The 22,224-nt window shown below is 54.3% G+C and carries 28 protein-coding genes; 13 read left to right on the top strand and 15 right to left on the bottom strand.

Translation table 11 applies throughout. The features are described 5' to 3' along the window. The first annotated feature begins 191 nt into the window (after positions 1–191). Both FOV68_RS00965 and FOV68_RS00960 read left to right on the top strand, forming a co-directional pair. The gene (locus tag FOV68_RS00965; RefSeq protein ID WP_039391884.1) at positions 192–1,535 is read left to right on the top strand and encodes an MFS transporter; all 1,344 of its coding nucleotides are present in this window, start codon (positions 192–194) and stop codon (positions 1,533–1,535) included. Then, positions 1,513–2,856: an enolase C-terminal domain-like protein gene (locus FOV68_RS00960; protein ID WP_143990179.1), complete on the top strand. Its 1,344-nt coding sequence runs from the start codon at positions 1,513–1,515 to the stop codon at positions 2,854–2,856. The genes FOV68_RS00965 and FOV68_RS00960 overlap by 23 nt, the downstream gene beginning before the upstream one ends. 39 nt (positions 2,857–2,895) lie before the next feature. Here FOV68_RS00960 and FOV68_RS00955 read toward each other — a convergent pair whose 3' ends face one another. Next, positions 2,896–3,591, bottom strand: coding sequence for a CTP synthase (locus FOV68_RS00955; protein WP_039391880.1), 696 nt, complete (start codon positions 3,589–3,591; stop codon positions 2,896–2,898). A 669-nt stretch (positions 3,592–4,260) separates the two neighbouring features. On the opposite strand from FOV68_RS00955, the gene dtpA reads away from it, so the two are divergent. Beyond that, on the top strand, positions 4,261–5,757 hold the full coding sequence (gene dtpA / locus FOV68_RS00950) for a dipeptide/tripeptide permease DtpA (protein WP_010245419.1): 1,497 nt from the start codon (positions 4,261–4,263) through the stop codon (positions 5,755–5,757). A gap of 151 nt (positions 5,758–5,908) precedes the next feature. Then, entirely contained in the window at positions 5,909–6,514 is a 606-nt protein-coding gene (gene gstA / locus FOV68_RS00945; RefSeq protein ID WP_033757533.1) for a glutathione transferase GstA, read from the top strand. 32 nt (positions 6,515–6,546) lie between these two features. Here gstA and pdxY read toward each other — a convergent pair whose 3' ends face one another. From pdxY to FOV68_RS00925, 4 genes are all read right to left on the bottom strand, one after another. Beyond that, the gene (gene pdxY, locus FOV68_RS00940; RefSeq protein WP_010245428.1) at positions 6,547–7,407 is read right to left on the bottom strand and encodes a pyridoxal kinase PdxY; all 861 of its coding nucleotides are present in this window, start codon (positions 7,405–7,407) and stop codon (positions 6,547–6,549) included. 56 nt (positions 7,408–7,463) lie between these two features. Continuing rightward, complete coding sequence (tyrS, locus tag FOV68_RS00935) at positions 7,464–8,738, bottom strand: tyrosine--tRNA ligase (RefSeq protein WP_010245429.1); 1,275 nt, start codon at positions 8,736–8,738, stop codon at positions 7,464–7,466. A 140-nt stretch (positions 8,739–8,878) separates the two neighbouring features. Next, a complete protein-coding gene (pdxH, locus tag FOV68_RS00930) occupies positions 8,879–9,535 on the bottom strand; it encodes a pyridoxamine 5'-phosphate oxidase (RefSeq protein WP_010670068.1) in 657 nt (218 codons plus the stop codon). A gap of 25 nt (positions 9,536–9,560) precedes the next feature. Further along, complete coding sequence (locus FOV68_RS00925; RefSeq protein ID WP_010245432.1) at positions 9,561–9,875, bottom strand: MliC family protein; 315 nt, start codon at positions 9,873–9,875, stop codon at positions 9,561–9,563. Between the two features lie 189 nt (positions 9,876–10,064). Here FOV68_RS00925 and FOV68_RS00920 point away from each other — a divergent pair, with 189 nt between their 5' ends. The 4 genes from FOV68_RS00920 to FOV68_RS00905 all read left to right on the top strand — a co-directional run bounded on the left by FOV68_RS00920 (position 10,065) and on the right by FOV68_RS00905 (position 11,838). After that, on the top strand, positions 10,065–10,268 hold the full coding sequence (locus FOV68_RS00920) for a hypothetical protein (protein WP_003848989.1): 204 nt from the start codon (positions 10,065–10,067) through the stop codon (positions 10,266–10,268). Positions 10,269–10,641: 373 nt separating this feature from the next. Further along, positions 10,642–10,875, top strand: a complete 234-nt coding sequence (locus FOV68_RS00915) for a YgdI/YgdR family lipoprotein (RefSeq protein WP_039391948.1) — start codon at positions 10,642–10,644, stop codon at positions 10,873–10,875. A gap of 15 nt (positions 10,876–10,890) precedes the next feature. Further along, positions 10,891–11,121, top strand: a complete 231-nt coding sequence (locus FOV68_RS00910; RefSeq protein ID WP_010245445.1) for a YgdI/YgdR family lipoprotein — start codon at positions 10,891–10,893, stop codon at positions 11,119–11,121. A 444-nt stretch (positions 11,122–11,565) separates the two neighbouring features. Next, positions 11,566–11,838, top strand: a complete 273-nt coding sequence (locus FOV68_RS00905) for a hypothetical protein (RefSeq protein ID WP_143990178.1) — start codon at positions 11,566–11,568, stop codon at positions 11,836–11,838. A 271-nt stretch (positions 11,839–12,109) separates the two neighbouring features. On the opposite strand, the gene FOV68_RS00900 is transcribed toward FOV68_RS00905, so the two are convergent. The 5 genes from FOV68_RS00900 to umuD all read right to left on the bottom strand — a co-directional run bounded on the left by FOV68_RS00900 (position 12,110) and on the right by umuD (position 15,313). Further along, positions 12,110–12,250: a hypothetical protein gene (locus tag FOV68_RS00900; protein ID WP_255473573.1), complete on the bottom strand. Its 141-nt coding sequence runs from the start codon at positions 12,248–12,250 to the stop codon at positions 12,110–12,112. A gap of 145 nt (positions 12,251–12,395) precedes the next feature. Then, entirely contained in the window at positions 12,396–13,010 is a 615-nt protein-coding gene (locus tag FOV68_RS00895) for a TetR/AcrR family transcriptional regulator (RefSeq protein ID WP_039391867.1), read from the bottom strand. Positions 13,011–13,195: 185 nt separating this feature from the next. Beyond that, the gene (locus FOV68_RS00890; protein WP_033767133.1) at positions 13,196–13,471 is read right to left on the bottom strand and encodes a hypothetical protein; all 276 of its coding nucleotides are present in this window, start codon (positions 13,469–13,471) and stop codon (positions 13,196–13,198) included. Between the two features lie 151 nt (positions 13,472–13,622). Then, positions 13,623–14,891 (bottom strand): translesion error-prone DNA polymerase V subunit UmuC, encoded by a 1,269-nt coding sequence (gene umuC, locus FOV68_RS00885; RefSeq protein WP_143990176.1) that lies wholly within the window; start codon positions 14,889–14,891, stop codon positions 13,623–13,625. 2 nt (positions 14,892–14,893) lie between these two features. Beyond that, positions 14,894–15,313 (bottom strand): translesion error-prone DNA polymerase V autoproteolytic subunit, encoded by a 420-nt coding sequence (umuD, locus tag FOV68_RS00880; protein WP_010245460.1) that lies wholly within the window; start codon positions 15,311–15,313, stop codon positions 14,894–14,896. Between the two features lie 335 nt (positions 15,314–15,648). On the opposite strand from umuD, the gene FOV68_RS00875 reads away from it, so the two are divergent. Further along, positions 15,649–15,900: a hypothetical protein gene (locus FOV68_RS00875; protein ID WP_033779254.1), complete on the top strand. Its 252-nt coding sequence runs from the start codon at positions 15,649–15,651 to the stop codon at positions 15,898–15,900. Positions 15,901–16,008: 108 nt separating this feature from the next. Here FOV68_RS00875 and FOV68_RS00870 read toward each other — a convergent pair whose 3' ends face one another. After that, complete coding sequence (locus tag FOV68_RS00870; protein ID WP_010245468.1) at positions 16,009–16,233, bottom strand: hypothetical protein; 225 nt, start codon at positions 16,231–16,233, stop codon at positions 16,009–16,011. Between the two features lie 538 nt (positions 16,234–16,771). Here FOV68_RS00870 and FOV68_RS00865 point away from each other — a divergent pair. The 3 genes from FOV68_RS00865 (at position 16,772) to FOV68_RS00855 (ending at position 19,120) form a co-directional block, all read left to right on the top strand. Next, positions 16,772–17,029, top strand: a complete 258-nt coding sequence (locus FOV68_RS00865) for a biofilm development regulator YmgB/AriR family protein (protein ID WP_022625723.1) — start codon at positions 16,772–16,774, stop codon at positions 17,027–17,029. Positions 17,030–17,318: 289 nt separating this feature from the next. Next, on the top strand, positions 17,319–18,167 hold the full coding sequence (locus FOV68_RS00860) for a manganese catalase family protein (RefSeq protein ID WP_031591488.1): 849 nt from the start codon (positions 17,319–17,321) through the stop codon (positions 18,165–18,167). 89 nt (positions 18,168–18,256) lie between these two features. Then, entirely contained in the window at positions 18,257–19,120 is an 864-nt protein-coding gene (locus tag FOV68_RS00855) for an SDR family oxidoreductase (RefSeq protein WP_143990175.1), read from the top strand. On the opposite strand, the gene FOV68_RS00850 is transcribed toward FOV68_RS00855, so the two are convergent. Continuing rightward, on the bottom strand, positions 19,113–20,123 hold the full coding sequence (locus tag FOV68_RS00850; protein ID WP_143990174.1) for a UV damage endonuclease UvsE: 1,011 nt from the start codon (positions 20,121–20,123) through the stop codon (positions 19,113–19,115). The two genes, FOV68_RS00855 and FOV68_RS00850, sit on opposite strands and share 8 nt — an antisense overlap. A gap of 101 nt (positions 20,124–20,224) precedes the next feature. On the opposite strand from FOV68_RS00850, the gene FOV68_RS00845 reads away from it, so the two are divergent. Next, positions 20,225–20,590 (top strand): MmcQ/YjbR family DNA-binding protein, encoded by a 366-nt coding sequence (locus FOV68_RS00845; protein WP_143990173.1) that lies wholly within the window; start codon positions 20,225–20,227, stop codon positions 20,588–20,590. 105 nt (positions 20,591–20,695) lie between these two features. On the opposite strand, the gene FOV68_RS00840 is transcribed toward FOV68_RS00845, so the two are convergent. From FOV68_RS00840 to zinT, 3 genes are all read right to left on the bottom strand, one after another. Continuing rightward, positions 20,696–20,980, bottom strand: coding sequence for a helix-turn-helix domain-containing protein (locus FOV68_RS00840; RefSeq protein ID WP_064704402.1), 285 nt, complete (start codon positions 20,978–20,980; stop codon positions 20,696–20,698). Then, entirely contained in the window at positions 20,973–21,293 is a 321-nt protein-coding gene (locus tag FOV68_RS00835) for a type II toxin-antitoxin system RelE/ParE family toxin (RefSeq protein ID WP_010245489.1), read from the bottom strand. The genes FOV68_RS00840 and FOV68_RS00835 overlap by 8 nt, the downstream gene beginning before the upstream one ends. A gap of 140 nt (positions 21,294–21,433) precedes the next feature. Further along, positions 21,434–22,081 (bottom strand): metal-binding protein ZinT, encoded by a 648-nt coding sequence (gene zinT / locus FOV68_RS00830; protein ID WP_022625726.1) that lies wholly within the window; start codon positions 22,079–22,081, stop codon positions 21,434–21,436. Between the last annotated feature and the right edge of the window lie 143 nt (positions 22,082–22,224).

Raw genomic sequence — 22,224 nt, 5'->3', positions numbered from 1 at the left:
GAACCCTGGGCTTAAGAAGTTGATCGCTGCCACAGTTTTACTCTGCCGCTTCGTCCACGCCACTCCATAACATATTGATAACACAACCGTCCAGGCCGTACGCCCATCGGCTCCTGGGCGGATGCCCATAGAGCTGGCCTTTTCAGCGCCCTACACTTTGCTCTTCTTTACGTTTCTCACGAGGAAGACCGATGGATAGCGCCTTGTCCCCACAGCACGATGAGCTGATCGCCTCCGCCATCAAAAAGTTCTTCACCCATATCATCCCGATGCTGGTGGTGATGCTGATTATTAACCAGATCGACCGCGCCAATATTGGCTTTATCAAAGCGGAGTTGCGCACCGATGCCGGGATCAGCGCGGCGGCCTTTGGGCTGGGCGCGGGCCTCTTTTTTATTGGCTATGCACTGTTTGAGGTGCCGAGCAACCTGATGATGAAGCGCTTTGGCGCCCGCGTCTGGCTGACGCGCATTATGATTACCTGGGGACTGGTGGTGGTCCTGACCGGTTTCGTCACCTCACCGATCCAGTTTTACCTGCTGCGTTTTTTACTTGGCGTAGCGGAAGCAGGCTTCTTTCCTGGCGTGCTGTTCTATTTCCGTCAGTGGGTGCCCAATGCCTGGCGCGGCCGTGCCACCGCGATGGTGCTGAGTGCCACCGCTGGCGCCTTTCTCTTCTCCGGCCCCATCACCGGCGCGATCCTGATGATGCACAATTTCCTGGGGATTGCTGGCTGGAAGTGGGTGATGTTTCTCGAAGGCGGTGCGTCGGTGCTGGTCGGCATTCTGGCCGCCTGGGTACTGGTGTCACGACCTGGCGAGGCGCGCTGGCTGAGTGCCGCGGAGAAACAGGCGCTGATGCAGCAGCTGCAGAATGAAGAGGCGCAGCGTGACGAGCTTAACCGCGAGCCAGGCAAAATGTCGCTGCTACGTAATCGCAGCCTGCTGTTCTTCTGCGCGATCTTTTTCACTATGACCATGACCGGCTACACGCTGGTGTTCTGGCTGCCGCAGATTATTCAGCGCATTCAGGGCTTCAGCAGTTTTGGCATCGGCATTCTCACCGCCGTGCCCTGGCTGTGCGCCATTATCGCCATTAACCTGCTGAGCCGCTTTTCAGACCGCCACCGCGACAAGCTCGATAAAGCGCTGGGTGTCGCCATGCTGGTCGCGGCCTGCGGCACCTTTATGGCCACGCTGGGTTCCCCGTGGTTTGGCTTCCTGGCGATGATCGTGGCCTGTATCGGCTCGAAAGTCAGTGCGACCTTTTTCTGGCCGATGCCGCAGGGAGAGCTGCCCGCCTCGATTGTCGCGCCCGGCATTGCGCTGGTGAATTCCGTTGGCAACCTTGGCGGCTTCTTCGCACCGACGGTTTTTGGCTATCTGGAGATGAAGACCGGCTCCACCACCGGCGGTCTCTACGCCCTGACCAGCGTCTCGCTGCTGACCGGGCTGTGGCTGCTGCTGCGCCGCAAGCCATCCCCGCCTTCCCTTGATCCTATGGAGAATCAACATGTCAGACAGTCCAGTCATTAAAACAATGCGGGTAGTGCCGGTCGCCGGATATGACAGCATGCTGCTGAACATTGGCGGCGCACACAACTGCTACTTTACCCGTATCCTGGTGATCCTGACTGACTCGGCTGGCCGTACCGGCGTCGGCGAAAGTCCGTGTCACGCTTCAACGCTGGCGCTGCTTGAGCGCTTTCGTCCGCAGATTGAGGGCAGCGAACTCCTGCGGCTGAATGCCACCATCGCCACGCTGTTTGCCAGCGACGCACGACACCAGCAGACCGCGCATACCGACGACATTCATATTCCGCAGATGAATCCGGAGAAGTTTTACAACGCCACCGCGGCGATTGAAGCGGCGCTGCTTGATCTGCTGGGTCAGCACCTGAATCTGCCGGTGGCCGAGTTACTTGCCAGCGGCAAACAGCGCGATCGGGTGCCGGTCCTCGGCTATCTGTTCTATATCGCCGACCGTAATCTGACCAGCATGAACTATCAGGCGGGCCACACGGGTGGTGATGCCTGGCTGCAACTGCGTCATGAGAAAGCGATGGACGCGGAAGGCGTGGTGCGGCTGGCGGAGGCGGCAGCGGATCGCTATGGCTTCCGCGATTTCAAACTCAAGGGCGGTGTCCATCACGGCGAAGTGGAAGTGGAGACGGTCAATGCCCTGCTGGCGCGCTTCCCGCAGGCGCGGGTAACGGTTGATCCCAACGCCAGCTGGTCGCTGGATGAGGCCATTTATTATGGCAAACAGCTGGCGGGCCGCATTCCCTATCTGGAAGATCCCTGTGGCGCGGAGCATGGCTATTCCGGTCGGGAAACGCTGGCAGAATTCAGGCGGGCCACCGGCATTCCGGTTGCCACGAATATGATCGCCAATGACTGGCGACAGTTGCAGCATGCGCTGCAGCTGAATGCCATCGACATTCCCCTGGCCGACCCACACTTCTGGACGATGCGTAACGCACATACCGTGGCGCAGCTCTGCCATGAGTGGGGCCTGACCACCGGCTGCCACTCAAACAACCACTTTGACGTGTCGCTGGCGATGGTTGCGCATCTGGGGGCCGCCGCACCGGGTGATCGCCTGACCGCCTTTGATACCCACTGGATCTGGCAGGATGGGCAGCAGCTGACGCAGCATGCGCCGCAGATTCGGGATGGCTATCTGGAACTGCCAGAGGGTCCAGGGCTGGGGATTACCCTGAATATGGCGCGGGTTGAAGCGGCACATGCGCTCTACAACTCGCTACCGGACAAAAACCGAAACGATGCGCTGGGTATGCAGTTTCTGATCGATAACTGGTCCTTTAACGCAAAACGTCCGGCCATGCTGCGCTGATAAACATCATCCTGTGACAGTGTCACAGGATGATTGCATTTAGCGTTGCGCCAGCGCCGCCTGCATCCAGGCAATCACCAGCGGAGAATCTTTGTCCTGCAGTGCGGCGCGTTCCGACTGAAACAGCGTGGCGACATAGAATGGGTGATCCGGTAGCTCAACGCCACGCACATCGCCCGCGTTGTCCCAGGCAGTAATGCGCAGCGTATTATCGCCCAGCGCTGCACTGAATTCCGGGTTAACACCAAAGTTACAGTGATAACCTTCATCGCTCTCCAGCACGCCGTAGGCTCTGGCAATGCGTGACCCGGGTTCGAACCTCACCGCGCCGCGCTGTTCCACCAGCGAGCAGCTCAGCGGGGCAATCACCATCCTCCCCCCGGTGTCCGTCTCGGCATGACTGGCATCCTGCCAGCCCAGTACGTTGCGCGCATACTCGATCAGCGCATACTGGAAGCCACCGCAGGAGCCAAGAAAAGGCTTTCCGGTTTCACGCACCCAGCGGAGTGTATCAAACACGCCGGCATCATTTCGATAGGGGCTACCGGGCACCACCCAGACGGCATCGCTGAGTTGCAGTTCTGACTCATCCAGTCGGTCAGTGGCGATCCACTCCGCTTCAGCGGTGATATTCAGCCAGCGGGCAGCACGTTCAATAGCAAGGGGGATAGCCTGATGGGCAACCGCATCGGCGCGGTAGTCACCAACCAGGGATAAGCGCAGGGGGGACGACATAAACAGATCCTTCTCGGGGAAATTGAGAGGTTACAGTAATGTTAATTTTCTGTCGAGGGCGAGCTGAAAACGGATTCTCCTGATAGGTTTTTTAACACGCACGGGCGGCTTTTCACCGGCAGACTGAGCTGATTCTTATCTTGCCGGTGCCTGCGAGCACCCTCAGCTCCCGCGTCAGACGAGACGACGCAACCGGTTTCTTTTTTTCCTTTCTGAAATAAATCATCTGTTTGTGCACAGGATCATCATTTGACGGTTTTTCCGGCAATGCCGGGCGTGTAATGTCCGATAATTCGGCAGATTGACTGTGAATTAATCAGCAACCTGCCGTTAGTGCTGCCTGATTATCATTCAGCAAACTATTTATCTGGTTAACCGCGCATTAGCAGTTAATGTTAATACTCTCCAGTGCGAGGCGCTTATCCAGCGCTTATGCACTGCTATTTTCACCACACTCAAAATTAAAAACCAATTAACAGTTTGCTATAAGTTTTTTAACCCAACATTTCAGGGTCGGGTGGGTTGTCAGAAAATTCTTGCCCTGCCGCCCGTAATCAGCCAAATTAGTCGCCGCTTTTCCCTTCTAATAACAATCTTGCGCATGGAAAACTCACATGACGCGGACTTAATTCCTGTCCCGAAACAGGGTATGAAAAAACTGAGGTACATGTGTCAACTGCAAACAAACACACTGATGAGGCTGTCAGTCTCAATGCGTTTAAACAGCCGAAGGCGTTCTACTTAATCTTTTCGATTGAGTTATGGGAACGTTTTGGCTTCTATGGCCTGCAGGCCATTATGGCGGTTTACCTGGTGAAGCAACTGGGGTTGTCTGAATCAGACTCCATTACCCTGTTCTCTTCATTCAGTGCGCTGGTGTATGGTCTGGTCGCGATTGGCGGCTGGCTCGGTGATAAGGTGCTGGGTACTAAACGCGTCATCGTGCTGGGTGTCCTGGTGCTGGCGCTGGGCTATGCGCTGGTGGCATTCTCCGGTCATAACGTCAGCATTGTCTACATCGGTATGGCGACCATCGCGGTGGGTAGCGGCCTGTTTAAGGCAAATCCCTCTTCGCTGCTCTCTACCTGCTATGACAAAGATGACCCGCGTCTCGACGGCGCTTTCACCATGTTCTATATGTCGATCAACATCGGTTCACTCTTCTCAATGATGCTGACACCGTGGTTAGCGGCGAAATATGGTTATAGCGTAGCCTTCTCACTGTGCGTTATCGGTCTGATCATCACCCTGTTTAACTTCCTGTTCTGCAAACGCATGGTTAAGGACTACGGTTCTAAACCCGATTTCGCGCCGTTGCAGATCGGAAAACTGCTGATGACGCTGGTCGGCATCGTCGTACTGATTGCACTGGCCAACTGGATGCTGCATCACCAGTCTATCGCACGACTGGTGCTGGCGGTGATTGCCCTGGGTATCGTGCTGGTGTTTGCTAAAGAAGCCTTTGCACTGCAGGGTGCGGCACGTCGTAAGATGATTGTTGCCTTCCTGCTGATGGTCGAAGCGATTCTGTTCTTCGTGCTTTATATGCAGATGCCAACGTCACTCAACTTCTTTGCTATCCGCAACGTTGAGCACACCATTCTCGGCATTACTTTTGCCCCCGAGCAGTTCCAGGCACTGAACCCGTTCTGGATTATGCTGGCCAGTCCGCTGCTGGCGGCGCTCTATAACAAGCTGGGCGATAAACTGCCGATGCCGCACAAGTTTGCCTTTGGTATGGTGCTCTGCTCCGCTGCGTTCCTGGTGCTGCCGGTGGGTGCGAAGTTCGCCAGCGATGCCGGTATCGTTTCCGTTAACTGGCTGATCCTGAGCTATGCGCTGCAGAGTATCGGTGAGCTGATGATCTCTGGCCTCGGCCTGGCGATGGTGGCACAGCTGGTGCCTCAGCGTCTGATGGGCTTTATCATGGGTTCCTGGTTCCTGACTACCGCTGGCGCGGCAGTGATTGCCGGTAAAGTGGCAAACCTGATGGCCGTGCCTGAAAACGTTACCGATCCACTGATTTCGCTGGCGACCTACAGCCGCGTATTCCAGCAGATTGGTATCGTGACGGCGGTGATCGCCCTGCTGATGCTGATTACGGCGCCGATGCTGAACCGCATGGCGCAGGATCCGGACGCAAAAAAAAATAACGTGCAGGCGTAATTGCTGCTGCACTTCAGCTAAGCCGGGCTCTGCCCGGCTTTTTTTATGGCTTGCCGCAACGCCCTTCGCAGATCCCTGATCTTTGTCACTGGTAATCCCGCTTTGACTCTTTACTATGCAAATATCCCATTGCAACAAGGAGTACCTGGTCATGAAACTGTTTTGCAAAGCGGGTGCCTGCTCTCTCTCACCCCATATTGTTATGCGTGAATGCGGACTCGACTTCACTCAGGTGAGCGTTGATCTGGCCACAAAAATCACTGAACGGGGCGATGACTTCCGCCAAATCAATCCTAAAGGTCAGGTGCCCGCGCTGCAGCTCAGCGACGGTTCTGTGCTGACGGAAGGCGTCGCCATTGTTCAGTACCTGGCGGATCTGAAGCCCGATCGCCATCTGCTGGCACCGGTTGGCAGCCTGACGCGTTATCACACTGTGGAGTGGCTCAGCTACATCGGCAGTGAGCTGCATAAAAGCTTTGGTCCCCTGTTTCGACCAGGTTACTCCGATGAGGTGAAAGCGCAGACCCGCAGCCAGCTGGAAGCAAAATTCCGCTATGTCGATGAGTCACTGCGCGACAAACAGTGGCTGATGGGGCTGCATTTCAGCGTGGCGGATGCCTATCTGTTTGTGGTGACGCGCTGGGCAAAAGCATTGGGACTGGATTTATCCGGCTTTACGGCGCTGGGCGCATGGTTTGATCGTGTCGCGGAACGTCCTGCGGTGCAGGCGGCGCTTAAAGCGGAAGGCTTAGCCTGAGTGAACAGGGCCGGTTATCCGGCCCTGATGCGTTACAGTTTTTCTGCCGCGAAGTGCTGCGTCGGCGTGGCGATGGCATCCTGTGCCGCCACCAGTTGCAGTTCATATTCGCCCATCTGATGGGTTTTCAGCATCACCTCGTACACCGCTGCGGTGACATGCTCCAGCGCATCCTGCAATGATTTGCCGTGCAGCAGATTAACCAGCAGCAGACCGCTGGTGAGATCGCCCACGCCGACCGGCTGACGGACACCGAAATCGACCAGCGGACGGCTGATGTGCCAGGCGTCTTCAGCCGTCACCAGCAACATTTCAAAGCGATCGCTGCGACGACCCGCACGCGCCAGATGCTTCACCAGCACCACGCGTGGTCCCTGGGCAATCAGTGCCCGCGCAGCGTCTACCGCCGCGTCGACGTCCGTGACGGTGCGCTCGCTCAGCATCTCCAGTTCAAGCAGATTCGGGGCGATAATGTCGCTGGCAGGCATCGCCATTTTACAGTGAAACTCCGCCACACCCGGTGCTACGATGCAGCCTTTCTCCGGATGGCCCATGACCGGATCGCAGAAGTACCAGGCATTCGGGTTGGCCGCTTTGACCTGACGGACAATCTGCAGAATCTGCTCGCCCTGCTCTGCCGAGCCCAGATATCCGCTCAGGACCGCGTCACAGGTCTTCAGGCGGTCGATGTCAGCAATGCCTTTAACAATGTCGGTTAAATGCGTTGCAGGCATCACCGTGCCGGTCCAGTGGCCATATTGCGTATGGTTGGAAAACTGCACGGTATTCAGCGGCCAGACGTTTGCGCCCATACGGCGCATCGGAAACTCAGCCGCCGCGTTACCAGCGTGACCAAAAACAACGTGCGACTGAATCGCTAAAATATTTTTCACTTGTTTGCCCTGTCCTGCCTTGCCATAAAAAAGGGCCGGAAACCGGCCCTGAAATCTTACTGCCAGTTAATCAGGCAGTAATGTTTCTTGCCGCGACGCAGCAGTGTATAGCGGTTAAACAGTTTGTCACTGTCGCTGAAGCGGTACTCCGCATCGGACTGCTTTTCACCGTTCAGTGAAACGGCATTGGAGCCGATCATGGTGCGCGCCTGGCCACGGGACGGCACCAGCTCTGCTTTCACCAGCGCCTGCTGCAGATCATCGTCAGCGCCCAGCACGATAGTTGGCATACCATCCTGCGCCAGCTGTTCAAAATCGGCTTCGGTCATTTCGCTCACGGATCCGGAGAAGAGGCTGGCAGTAATGCGTTTCGCCGCCGACAGACCCGCTTCGCCATGCACCAGACGCGTCACCTGCTCAGCCAGCACGTACTGCGCACGTGGCGCGGTGCCGCTGTTTTTGTCCTCTTCTTCCAGCGCGTTGATCTCTTCCATGCTCAGGAAGGTGAAGAACTTCAGGAAGCGATAGACGTCAGCATCTGCGGTGTTGATCCAGAACTGATAGAACTTGTACGGGCTGGTTTTCTTCGCATCCAGCCAGACTGCGCCGCCTTCGGTTTTACCGAATTTGGTGCCGTCAGACTTGGTGATCAGCGGAACGGTCAGGCCAAAGACCTGATTCTGATGCAGACGACGGGTCAGATCGATACCGGAGGTGATGTTGCCCCACTGATCAGAACCGCCAATCTGCAGCGACACACCGTGCAGCTCGTTCAGGCAGGCGAAGTCATAGCCCTGCAGCAGATTATAGGAGAACTCGGTAAAGGAGATGCCCTGATCGTCACGGTTCAGACGCTGCTTCACCGCTTCTTTGTTGATCATCTGGTTAACAGAGAAGTGCTTACCGATATCACGCAGGAAGGTCAGCACGTTCATGCCGCCAAACCAGTCGTAGTTGTTGGCGGCGATGGCGCTGTTGCTGCCGCAATCGAAGTCGAGGAATGGCGCCACCTGCTGGCGGATCTTTTCAACCCATTCGTTGACGGTTTCACTGGTATTAAGTTTACGCTCTGCGGCTTTGAAGCTCGGGTCGCCAATCAGGCCGGTTGCACCACCGACCAGCGCTACCGGCTTGTGGCCGGCATCCTGAAAACGCTTCAGGCAGAGCAGCGGTACCAGATGGCCCAAATGCAAGCTGTCAGCAGTGGGGTCAAAGCCGCAATAGAGCGAAATTGGCCCCTGCGCCAGTTTCTCTGTTAACGCGTCTTCATCCGTCACCTGGGCGATTAGGCCCCTCTCCTGCAATTGTTGTATCAGGTTACTGCTGGTCATTACTGACTCCAAATTGATCAGACTGCACCTATGCTGGTACACAGCTTTCCGCTGAGTTGCGGAATCGAAAAAAATCAGGGCTATAGCATAAAGCGCTGACGCTTTCTGTGCCAGCGCTGATAGGGGCGAATCGCGCAGATTCAGGGTGCCAGACGGTCGATTTTCCAGCCGTCGTGATCGCGCTGATAGATGAAACGATCGTGCAGACGATGTTCGCCACCCTGCCAGAACTCCAGCGTGTGAAATTTCACCCGGTAGCCACCCCAGAAGCTGGGCAGCGGCACTTCGCCCTGCTGGAACTTCTGTTTAAGCTCCAGGAACTTTCCTTCCAGAATACCGCGTGCCGAAATACGGCTCGACTGCTTCGACACCCAGGCACCAATCTGACTGTCGCGCGGACGACTGTGGAAATATTTCAGCACCTCGAGGGGCGACAGTTTCTCCACTTCACCCAGCACCATCACCTGACGCTCCAGATAGTGCCATGGGAAGTGCAGAGAGATGCGCGGATTGTGCGCCAGCTGCAGCGCCTTACGGCTGCCGAGGTTGGTGTAAAACACCATGCCCTGCGCATCGTAGTGCTTCAGCAGCACGATACGCTGCCACGGCTGGCCCTGCTCATCTACGGTTGCCACGGTCATGGCGGTAGGATCGGGCAGTTTTGCCTCGCAGGCCTGGCTTAGCCACTGTTCAAACAGCGCGATCGGATCGTCCGGCAGATCCTTACGACGCAATCCGCCGCGGGTATATTCACGCCGCAGATGGGCAATGGTGTGTAGCGTTTCACTGTCGCTCATAATGCTCGCCTATTCAGATAACAAGTCAGCTGGCAGGTTGCAGCTCACAATCATTCACGACAATTTTATCGTTACGTTCGATAAAAGCGCCGTTTCCTTTGGACCAGAACACATAGGTATTATCGCTGTAGCGTGCGCCGGAAGCGGATACCGTCTGCTTCAGCGTCAGAGGCTGCCCATCCATGATGAAACTGACCTGCTGCTGCGCCTCGTCCAGCGTCACGGTCAGGGGCATGGTTCCGCAGCGATAGTGCAGGGTCTGCGGCGACGGCGGCTGTTTATGCATCAGGCTACAGCCTGACAGCAGTAGCACCGCGGCAACGGTTAATCCTTTCAACATAAGCGGGTCTCCTTCACGAGTGAAGCTGGCATTATAAGAAGGATTGGGCGCGAAGTAAGTGGGAATCCACGCCAATCTGGCAGATGCTGTCAGTCAGGCTGAATTATTGGGCCTTTTCAGACGGTTGTCTGAATGCACAGGCCGCGTTCTCAGGCTACGCTCTATAGATCTTAAGCGAGGAAGACAAACATGAAATTTGATAACGAAGATGCATTTAAGCTGGCAGTGGCGTTTATGAACCACAAAGAGAATGCCACCATCGCCAGCAGCTACTTTAAAACTTTTATCGACACCTACCAGAAATTTGACCGCTGGCTGAGCGCATCAGACCCGGTCAGCGCCATGAAAGCAGAAAAAGCGGCCGCCAAAGCGGGCGAAGACTCCATCCTCTGATCCCCTTCTCCACGGGTCCGATAGCCTTCAGGGTATCGGACCCGTGAATCCCGCCAGACATTCACCCCGATGCTGACTATTTCCGCACAGCTATTCCGGCTTCTACGGAAATATCCGCTCTGGCTGCCGGGCTTATTTCCCGCATCAGCATCGATCTTATTTTGATACAGCGCATCCTCTGCTGAGATGGCACAGAACGGCTGGGTACATTTGCAATAAATGCTATTTCACGCCGCCATGTCCCCTAATCAGCACCATACACTCCGGTTTTGTTTAAAAAACAGGCAGCGAGACGCGGCAGAGCCAGCAAACCTGATAAAGCCGACTATGCTGTAAACGTTCGGATATACTTCATGGAGCAGAAAAAATGAAAATGAAAATGAAATCCCTGTCAGCCGTCGCGTTGCTGGCTCTCACTTTAGGTACGCTGGCAGGTTGTGCCTCAAACCAGTCGATTAAGACCACCGATGGCCGCACGATTGTCACCGATGGCAAACCGCAGATTGATTCAGATACTGGTCTGGTTTCTTACCGCGATGCTCAGACAGGAAAAACTGAGCAGATCAATCGTAACGAGATCAGTAACATGAGTGAACTCGACAACTAATATAAGGTGAATAAGATGAAAAAAGCGCTGATTTTACCTCTCGCCGCATTGATTGGTATGACCGTATTAACCGGCTGCACCCGTACCAGTTATGCGATTCAGACTAACGATGGACGCACCATTATTAGTGATGGCAAGCCTTCTGAATCGGATGCAGGTCTGCTGGCTTATACCGATGCAAATGGCGTGAAGCAGCAGATTAATAAAGCGGACGTCAAAGCGGTCTCTGAAGTACCGAAGAAATAACCCGATCGCTGTTGCCCGATGTATAAAGCCGCCCATGGGCGGCTTTATTTTTATCTGCGCCTGGCCACGAAGTGGCACACAGGCCTGGTTTTATTCCCCGGTAGTTTTTAAATCAGAAATATCTGCTGCGGCGTGGCAATAATATGACAGGCAACCGTGCGGGTAGTCGTGCAGATAATAATCTGATAACGACATTCGCCGCTCCGCTCTTATCTGAATTTCCGGCAACTCACCGTGTTTTTAACCAGCATAATAGCTCAGTTTATTTCTGAAGAATAACCTCGGCCAGCTTTTATGCTTTGATATGAGTGGTTTACCGCCTCGCTTAAAGGTTCACTTTATTTTCGGTAAATTTTAATCACAGCGCCCTGCTGTTTCCCACCTTTTAGTCCGGAGCGCCTTTAACTAGACTCTTTATATCGCTACTTAATCAGGAGGGTGCAGATGGTTTATCACGACAAAACAACCGGTCATATGATTCTTGGTGAAGCTGCAATTAATCTGGCGTTTGACGAACAGGAAATTACGCTGGTAGCACTGATTCGCCAGTTGAGCGACATGGCCGAACAGGAGCGCAACGATGAGCGGGTCACGCAGATTGCCGATGCGCGGAACTGGCTCAAAGGTTTTATCAAATCCTCAACGCGCGACCGTGCCGAATTAAACTGGCTGGTTGAGACCGGACAGGCACCGGTTAATCTTAAAGATTATCGTTAGTTATGGGCGGGTCATTGCTGTTTATTTTGGGTGCCGGGCGCGCGCCTGGCCTCTCGGCCAGAGACGCCGGGACAGCGTGGCAGCGTGGCAGTGGAATAGTGCATGTCGCCAGAACGTGACCAGTACGTGAATTGCAATGCTCTGCACCTGGCTCCCGTCACGGCCTGAAACGGCCAGACACCCATTGATGAGTGCCATTACTCTGCACTCATCAGCCTGCTGTCTGGCCGTTAACCGGCCATCGTCGGCTTCTCCCCACCTGCCGTCACGGTCAGTACGTCAGCGGCTCCCCGTTTTCAGTCACCTGCAGCGTTTTTGGATGTTTCGCTGTAGGGGTTTCAAACCCACCACGGGCGGCAAAAACAGAACAGCCAATGGCTGCCACAAGTGTCAGTATGATTGAGGTTTTCACGAAACGCGCCTTAATTTTCTTCGCTACAGGATAAAGCGTGAAAGCCTGGCATATAATCAGATGAGGGGAAAGGAGAGTGCAGAATTTCTCTGTCTGGAAGCCCTGGTCCGGGAAATCTGTTTACTGATCGAGCGGCCTTGCCTGGTTACCCCAGTACTTTCAATGCCAGTGCCAGCGTCTTTTCTTCGTTAGTCACATCGCTGACCTTACCTGCCACCCGCAATCCAAAAGCAATGCAGAGAATTAAACCGGCTGCCGCCTCGCTGTCCAGCGTGTTATCGATAGATCCATCCTGTTGCCCCAGCTCCAGCAGCGAGACCAGGAAGCGCTGATTACGCTGAACGACCTCATCAATGCGCTGCGCGAGTGGCTGATCCATGGTCTGCAGCGCAATCGCGCTGGCGACGACCAGACAGCCGCAACGCCCTTCTGTGGCACGTGCCGAATCCAGGTAAAACTGCAATAGCTCGGTTATTTTCCCCCGCCCGCTGGCACAGGGTGCCAGACGACGGCGCAACTCACTATTTCTCAGCAACAGATAGCGTTCGAATACCAGCAGGAAGAGCGAGCGCTTATCTTTAAACGCCTTATAGATGCTGCCTGCGGAGAGATGCATCGCCTCACCCAGATCGTTCATTGAGGCCGCGTGATAACCTTTTTGCCGGAAAACGATCATGGCGTCATCCAGAGCCTGTTCGATCCCGAACTCTCTGGGGCGTCCCCGCTCTTTGTTTTTATACGTTGTGGCTGTCGTGGTCATTGTTACCGGCCTGGGGGGTGTGTTGCTGTCAAAATCAATGGCGATTCTATCCCAGGCGCGGGTAACAAGATAGGCCGTCCGTCACCCGTCACGCGCAGACGGCCCGTTATTTCCCGGACGCGTTAATATGATTTGCCGCGGTCTGACCAGCCGCAGTCTGGTCTGCGGTGCAAGCCGGACGCGGTTCATTCAGATAAGGATGTTGTCTCTGTGCGGCCTTTTTCCCGCTGCTGGCTGCGCTTCAGCGCGTTTATTTTTATCAGCCATAACGTAAATTGCTTAATAAGCAGGCTGGCGTGGTTTTCATTGTCAGCAAAACATAGAAAGAGTCGGGTTTTTATATTGCTGTTATCGTCGATCGCATAAATCTCATATTCGTCATGATGGCGGGATTTTATGATTGCTGTGAAATGTATTGCGGGCCAGAGCATCACTCTGGCTTCAAACTGCCTGAAATCCATTATATTTACCTGGTAATTTGCTTAAAATACCCGATGAAAAACTACTCATCGGGTCAGGCAAAGCATAACTTCCTGCCACTTTAATCGCGTGATAAAAAAAGCTTTTAGCAGAGGCCGCGGCTTCAGCAGCAGAGGAACATCGGGTCAGCCTTCACTTAAGCGCAACCACAGGCAGATCGGTTATCCGGGTGGTATAGGCAGGCGACAGCATCTCGCGTTTCATCGACCAGGCTTTGTTGATCCCCTGCCCGGCAAACCACAGCTTCCCGCTGCCGAGCTTGTTGACTGTGTCGATCAGCTTCATCAGCTCTTCGCTGTTGCGGCGTGGCTGATGTTCGTCAAACAGATCAAACTGAGCCACGCCCTGGCTGAAAAAATCCCCCAGCACGATGCCCGCCTTCATATAGCGATGTCCCTCAATCCAGATGTTATCCAGGCACGCCATTGCAACTCTGATGATGTCGCGTGTGTCCTGTGTCGGAATCAGCAGTTGCTCCATCGACTGATTGCCATAAAAGGGTTCGTCAGTCGCATGCGGACTGGTGCGCACAAATACCCCTACCTGACGGCAATATTGATTCTCACGGCGCAGCTTCTCCGCCGCGCGCCCGGCATACGCGCAGACAGCCTCGCGCATCTGATCGTAGTCGGAGATACGGCTGCCAAACGAACGCGAACACATGATTTGCTGTTTTACCGGCGTCACTGACTCCAGCTCCAGACAGGATTCGCCACGCAGCTCTCTGACAGTGCGCTCCAGCACGACGCTGAACTGTTTGCGGATGGCCTCGGTGCTTTGATCGGCCAGATCTTTCGCCGTCATGACGCCCATGGCGTTGAGCCGTTTGCCGATCCGATGACCCACGCCCCAGACTTCCGCCACATCAATCAGCGCCAGCAGCTTTTTTTGTCGTTCAGGGTCCGACAGGTCGACAATGCCGCCGGTTTTGCTCCACTTTTTGGCCGCAAAATTCGCCAGCTTGGCCAGCGTCTTAGTCTGTGCAATGCCGACGCCCACGGTCAGATGGGTCTCTTTGCCTATTCGTTCTCTGACCTGGCGACCAAAGGTCTCCAGCGCCATACAGTTCTGCACGCCGGTGAGATCCATAAACGCCTCGTCGATCGAGTAGATCTCCACCGACGGCGCCATCTCTTCCAGTATGGTCATCACCCGATGGCTCATGTCGGCGTAGAGCGCATAATTTGAGCTGAAGACCTGCACCGCGTGACGCGTTAGTTCTTCACGCATCTTAAAATAGGGCGCACCCATTTTGATGCCGGCTTTCTTTGCCTCGGCGCTGCGCGCAATCACGCAGCCGTCGTTGTTCGACAGCACTACTACCGGTTTACCTTTAAGATCAGGCCGGAAAACGGTCTCACACGACGCGTAAAAGCTGTTTACGTCGACCAGCGCGAACATGGTCAGTGGGTCGCTTTAATAACAAAGGTCACAACGCCAAACACCTCCAGCGCATCTTCGGTCTGGATAGCGATCGGTTTAAATTTGGTATTCATCGGCATCAGTTGCAGGCAGGGATGAAGCTGGAGACGTTTAACGGTGAATTCACCTTCGACCGCGGCGACCACAATATCGCCGTGTGAGGCGGTGAGTGAACTGTCGACCACCAGCATGTCGCCATCATTGATGCCCGCCTCAATCATTGACTCGCCGCTGACCCGGACAAAATAGGTGGCGCTGGGGTGCTGAACCATCAGCGCATTGAGATCAATGCGTTGTTCGACATAATCCTGCGCCGGGGATGGAAACCCGCACGGCACACGTTCGATATATAGCGGTAAAGGCATAACGGCACGAATGTCCGCAGGTTTAATGAATTCCATAATTTCGCTCCTTTTTCAGATTACTGTATATAAAAACAGTAATAGCTAATCCCCCTTTTAATCAAGTGACATGGAACATCTTTAAGCGAAGGGGTTGATGGTAATGCACTTTTTTTTAAACGTTTTTTCGCATTGCCGTCAGAGTAAGCGGAAACGGGTTACTTTCGCCGCATCGCCGGAATATCGTCGATTTCTTCTTACAGTAAAGAATCTTATAAATTCACCGGCTGATTATTTTTACTTAAGGAAAATCTGACAACGCTTCTCTGGCATTCGGAGAGGTTTGAATATTACGGGCGGGCTGGTTATTCTGCTTTTTTAAGCATGGAGGGGTTATGGCAGACGACGATCGAATCAAACATCTGGAAGAGGCAGTTGCGCAGTTAACGGTTGAGACTACGGTATTAAAAGCGATACTCGGTCAGCAAATTGCGCTGAATAATCTCAATTACAAAGGGAAGTTTGACGATGTACTGGCGGCGCTGGCGAAAGAGTATGCCGAACGCGGTCTGGAAGAGGGCAATAACCAGGCTATCCATGATGCCCTGCGTCAGTATATTAAATATGAGCCACCCGCAATGGAATAAGCGGATTTCCGGCAGCGTCCGATTGCCGGACTTTATCGGCTCCTGAACGCTGCCACTGCCCTGTCCTGCACCGCCTCCGCAGCAGCCTCAGACGATACCGGTTAGTATTTACACCTCGCTGTCACTCTCCAGCGCATCCTGAATCGCGTCGGCCAGATTAGCAACTTCATTCGCCACGGCCTGCAGATCCCAGGCGGTTTTTGAGCCGGTTGCCGAGGTGGAGGCGCTGACGGACTCTTTTGCCACTGACAGAGCAGCAGCCACGGCGACCGAACGTTTATGTTGTTCCTGAGTCATGCCCGCAGGCGGAATTGCGAAATAGTCGTGAACCATGATCATTTCCTTGTGATAAATAAGGGGTCAACCTTAGCCTTCTGCATCAGGCGTGGGAAGTGAATTATGCGGCATGGCCTGTCAGACGGCCAGGATTGCAGCAGCACAATCGCACCCGCCACTTTTCCAGCGTTGAAACCTGTACAACTTTGGCTGAAATCTGCGGAAAAAAGCGGTTTTAACGTGTTGATGTGTCGTCAGCATAATTTCCAGCCTGCTGGTCTGAAAATCGCCGCCCTCTGAAAACCTCACCAACCCGCTGTATTTATTCAATTAACCATCGAAAACCTCTTTTTCCACTTTAAACATACTTTTGAAATACATCACCGACCAGTTAAATTTTGTCAAATTTCATTGTACAACTTTGCGATTCTTGTATAACTTTGTCTCGTGATGTTAAATCACTTGTAACGAAAGGTGCTTTGCACCGCATCTGAAGGTGTTGTGGATTTCCACCTTCAGATGCATTTTTTTTGCGTCAGCCGGTTACCGGATCTGAATCGACGCGTTCTTCCCCCCATTTCTTATGAGGCCTGACATGCAAACAACGATGAATACAGAGTCTCAGATTTCTGATTACTTCATGAACTCTGGTACAGCGCTGACCACTGAAAAACAGGTTATCGCCGCAGTCCATGCCGAACTCGCCCATGCGAAAACCCATGTCTCCGATAAAGACATTGTGCTGGGCCTGATTCACCGCCTGGAGAGTGAGCGTGACGTGGTTAAGCAGGATATTTACCGTCAGGCGCTTGAACATGTTCTGCAGCGCGCTTCGGCGACCAGCGACAGCTAAAAATCTGTGTCTGTTATGAGGGAACGCGAATTAGCATGGATGCTTTTCCCGTCCGGAATCAGCCCCTGTTATGGGGCTTTTTTTATTTCTCCTGCACTGAATCACTTGTCCCCTTCTCACCGCTAAGATTGCCTGCCCCGCCGGACCAGATATAGCTCGGGAATTCACCGTTTTCGCCACTTATTCAACCTGAAATTCCGATTAAATGCTCTCGTTTCGCTTTATTTATCCGATATCTGTGTCCAGGCTTTTTCTGCATCCACTGCAAACACAGACGAGGAAAATAATCATGTTTCATCATTCATCAAAACTTCAATTCCCGGTTCGTGTAGAAAAACCCGATCCAGAATTTGCCATGCTGCTCCAGCAGGCCATCGGCGGCGTCGAAGGTGAGATTCGTGTAGCGATGCAATACTTTTTCCAGGCGATGGGCGCGCGCGGTGATGTGCGGATTCGTGATCTGCTGATCTCGACCGCCACCGAAGAGCTTAGCCATATCGAGATGCTGGGCTACGCCGTGGCGCTTAACCTTGAAGGCGCCCCGCTCTCTTACCAGGAAGCGTCAGCGAAAGATCCGGTGGTTAATGCGATTCTGGGCGGAATGAACCCGCGCCATATCCTCTCTTCCGGTCTGGCAGCGATGCCGGTTAACGCCAACGGCGTGCCTTTTGATATGAGTCATATCTATGCGTCCGGCAACGTGGCGGCCGATATGCTGGCTAACGTCACCGCAGAAGCCACGGGCCGCGTACTGGCTACCCGCCTCTACAACATGACGGAAGACAAGGGCATGAAGGACTTCCTCTCCTTCCTGATCGCCCGTGACACTATGCACCAGCAGCAGTGGCTGGCGGTGATCGAAGAGATGGGCGGACTGAACGCGTCGCTGCCGATCCCGAACAGCTTCCCGCAGGAACATGAGGCGCAGGAGCACTCTTACTACTGCCTGAATACCTCGCTGGATAAACCGCTGCCGGAAGGTCGCTGGAGCAGTGGCCCGGCTTACGATGGCCATGGTCAGTTCAGCGCGAAACAGCAGCCAGATATGCTGGGCGATGAGCCGCTGCTCGGCAATGCCCGTCCCGGTTCTGGTGCGCAGTCTGAGCAGATTGACGGCATTACGTCACCGAAGCCTTAACTGACACAGGCGTGCCGGTCCGGGCCACACCGCGCGGTGTGAGCCAGACCGGCTGTTTTACGCTAACGGATTTTTATGGAGGAATATTCATGTCATCGACTCAACGCCCGCAACCCCCTTTTGCCGAACAGCAACAAACGCCACCGGGTAAAACCGCGGCTATGCAGCCTCTGCCCGATCACGGCGAGCAGAGTTATCAGGGCTCAGGCCGCCTGGCGGGGAAAAAAGCCATTATTACCGGTGGCGATTCCGGCATTGGCCGGGCCGTCGCTATTGCCTTTGCCCGGGAAGGGGCCGATGTCCTGATCTCTTATCTTGATGAACATGAGGATGCACAGGATACCGCCCGGCTGGTTGAAGAAGCGGGACAGAAAGCGGTACTGGTGCCTGGCGATATTACCGAGGCGTCACACTGCAACGCCCTGGTCGATAAAGCCGTCGAAGCCTTTGGTGAGATTAATATTCTGGTGAACAACGCGGCGTATCAGATGACGCGCGAATCGCTGGATGAGATCAGCGACGAAGAGTTTGACCGGACCATGAAGACCAACCTTTACGCGATGTTTTACATCACTAAAGCGGCAACACGGCATATGCCTGCTGGTGGATCGATCATTAATACGGCCTCGATCAATGCTGACCAGCCGAAACCGAAGCTGCTCGCCTACTCCGCCACCAAAGCCGCCATCGTTAATTTCTCTGGCGGCCTGGCAGCCTTACTGGCTGAAAAAGGTATCCGTGCCAATGCGGTCGCGCCCGGCCCTATCTGGACGCCACTGATCCCGTCGACCATGCCGGTTGAACAGGTGAAGAACTTTGGCAGCGAAGTGCCGCTGCAGCGTGCCGGTCAGCCTGCTGAACTGGCGCCAACCTATGTGATGCTGGCCAGTGACGAAGCCAGCTACATTTCAGGTGCGACCATCGCCGTGACGGGCGGTGTGGTCATTATTTAACGTTCGCCGATTCCCTGGTCTCTTCGGCCAGGGGATGAGTGATCAGCTTCTGCGTTATCCCCCACTGGTAGAGTTGTTCCCGCGCCAGATTCTTCATTTTCACTTCGCACATGATATCGAAATCCTGAAACGACAGTGCCCATGCATTCAGCGTCGGGTTAAAGAAGTAGTCAGAGTGCGCCCGCAGCTTGCTTTTGCTCACGCCCAGCTGCTGCTGATCGGGCCAGCCCTCCTGCGGAATCATCCCCTCCTGCGAAATCGAATAGTGCAGCACCGGCCGCACGCCGCGCCAGGATTCGATCACTCTGGCAACACGCGCGTCATCCGGCTGAATAAACTCACTCTCTTTTACCCAGTGATGGTGAATATCCAGCACCACCGGACAGAGCGGTGCTGCCTGCAGCACGTCATCCAGCGAGCAGGAGATCTCATCATTCTCCACCGTCAGCATCCGCCGCGCTTCCGGGCTGAGCTGATTAAATGACCGTTTAAAGCCGTCGAATCCCGCCTTGCCGTTCATATGAATGTTGATTTTAAAATCCTGGAAGGTCTTGCCATATCCCATCAGACAGGCGCAGAGCGTGTGATACTCCACATCCTCCAGCGCGCGCACCACCACATCGGGATTATCGGAGGCGAGCACGGTATATTGTCCGGGATGGAATGAGAGCCGGATGTGATGCGCCCGCGCCAGCTCGCCACAGCGGGAAAAGAGCGGATAGAGTTCGGGCAGAAATTCGGTGAACAGTGGCGTGGCCTCGGGGACCGTATAGAGCGGTAACAGATCGCTGCCGATGCGCATCATCCTGAGTGGCTCAGGTAAGGTGGCCAGATGCTCAAGCGTCAGGTAGAGATTGTTGAGGTTAGTGACGGTAATCTCATAGATCAGCTGATGACGTTCATCGTGCGATAAACTCAGAAACCGTTTACGGGTGGTGGCGCGAAACGGGAAAAACTGTTTGCCATCGCTGTTGAGATACTTACATGCAAAGCCTAATTTCATGTCTGCTCCTGATTTATGCTTATCAGAAGTGTAACAGGCCCCTGGCGACCAGCCAGTCGCGGGCCGCAGACTCAGGCTGAATAATCACAGGGAGACTCACTATGCAGGGTCATGAGATCCAGCGCATCGCCATTGAAGCGGCTGGGCGGCTGCCCGCCGCTGAATGCAGCTATCCATTCGGGCCGGAACATCAGGTCTATAAAGTGTGTGGAAAAGTGTTTTTACTGCTGACCGAACTGCGGGGTGTGCCGATTATCACCCTGAAATGCGAGCCGCAGCAGGCAGAGCTGCACCGGGTGATCTATCCCTCGATCACCGCCGGTTATCATATGAATAAACGTCACTGGATCACGGTCTATCCCGGTGACGACCTCTCGCCTGGCTTGATTCAGCAGTTGGTTGAGGATTCGTATCACCGTGTGGTTAAGGGTATACCCGCCTCGCGCCGCCCGGCCTGGGTGGGATAAAACCCGTGGAGGGGGTGCGTGTGCACCGGAAAGAAAGTTTGCTTGATAGCAGGCAAGATAAATAGCAGGGCCAGCATTGTTCTGGCACCTGCCGTCATCTCTCAATCAAAGAGAGATCTGGGGATTTTCAACGCCACAGGCACGGGCATAGCGGGCGAGTGTTTCAACTGTGGCTTTATCTGCGCGACGCTCGGTGCGTGACACTGCCGACGGGCTGACACCGAGCGCCTCCGCGACCTGAGCGCTGGTCATTCCGGCGCTTTCCCGCCATTTGGCTAACTGCTCGCGCAGGTGCTCTGCCCGAACTTCTGCCTCGTAATGTTCGCGAACAGCCGGATCAGATAAAATTTCTTTGCGGGCCGTCTTCCACGCAACTGATTTCTTACTCATCGTTTAACATCTCCTCTAAACGGTGCGCCGCTGCCGTCATGACTGCTGCTGGCGTTTTCTTTGTCTCTTTCACAAAAGCTTTCAGGATAAAAATACGTCTGCCTTTCTGGTAAACATACACCGCTCGCCCAATCTCATTAGCCTTTGCCCTGAGCTCAAAAAAACCCGACCCTAACGGTTTGGTATCCGGCTCTCTCAAATCAGTTCCACGGGCAGCCAGTTTATCTATTTGCCGGGCCAGCTTAGCCCGGAGCATCTCTGGCATTGCCTTAATTTCAGTGAGCGCGTCCTTGTGTATCGTTATCTCAAACATAGATCCTCCGTTGGAGTTAAGTTAACTCATGAGTTAACTTAACTCAAGGATCTATATTTCCTCAGACGGGGGAAATGAATCCAGTCGCTATCCTTGCGTAAGAGCCCTGAACAGCGTGGCATCTAACACCGGCCCCGCACTCAGTGATGCAGCATCTCCTCCACGACCTGTGAGTTCATCATCTGGTAAGGATAATAGGTCGGCCAGTTATCCATCTCCGCCAGCAGGGCTTGCTGAGAATCGTTGCCCATAAAGATATGGAAATGGGCAGATTTACGCGGCCCGATGGTGTGGTCGCTGAACTGCACATATTTGGGCGCTTTGCTGCCCGCGTCCTGGCATTCAAACAGGTAGCGCACCCCTTTTTTACCTGAGGTATAGGTCAGGATTTTGTGGCCCGCATACCGGTAGTGGCAGGCGCTGACCTGATCGCCGATGTGGAACTCCATCACGCCATTTTCAATACCGATGGTATCGACGTCGGTGGCGTAGCCTTTGCGGTAATACGCTTTATACTCCTCTGCCGTTTTGCTGTGATCCTGCTGCGCTTTCTTCTGCCAGACCGGGTCCAGTTCGCCGCTTTGCAGCAGCGGATAAACCGACTGCCACAGGCCATCCCAGTCAGCGAGCGGACGATCTTTCACATCGCTGTCAGCAAAAACCCCTTCTGCCGCTTTCTGCTCCAGGGCTGACAGCGGTTTTCCATGTGCATGCGTGCCGTGTGCCAGCGACGGCTGGCTGACTAACAGTGCGCCCAGTAGCCCAATCCATTTACCTGCATGATTCATCAAAGTCTGATACCCCGGTCAACGTTACAAAATGAAATGTTATGATATAACATTCCCAAGCTCAACCAAAAGCAGCAAACGCCAGCATTAATTTTATTAATCTTTTACCACCCTGCATCAGGCCATGAACGCCTCCTGCGGCG

The organism is Pantoea sp. paga (assembly GCF_007558755.1).
GTDB classification, from domain to species: Bacteria; Pseudomonadota; Gammaproteobacteria; order Enterobacterales; family Enterobacteriaceae; genus Pantoea; species Pantoea agglomerans.
The sequence above is the reverse complement of the archived record's forward strand: the minus strand, read 5'-3'. Positions and strand labels throughout refer to the sequence as shown.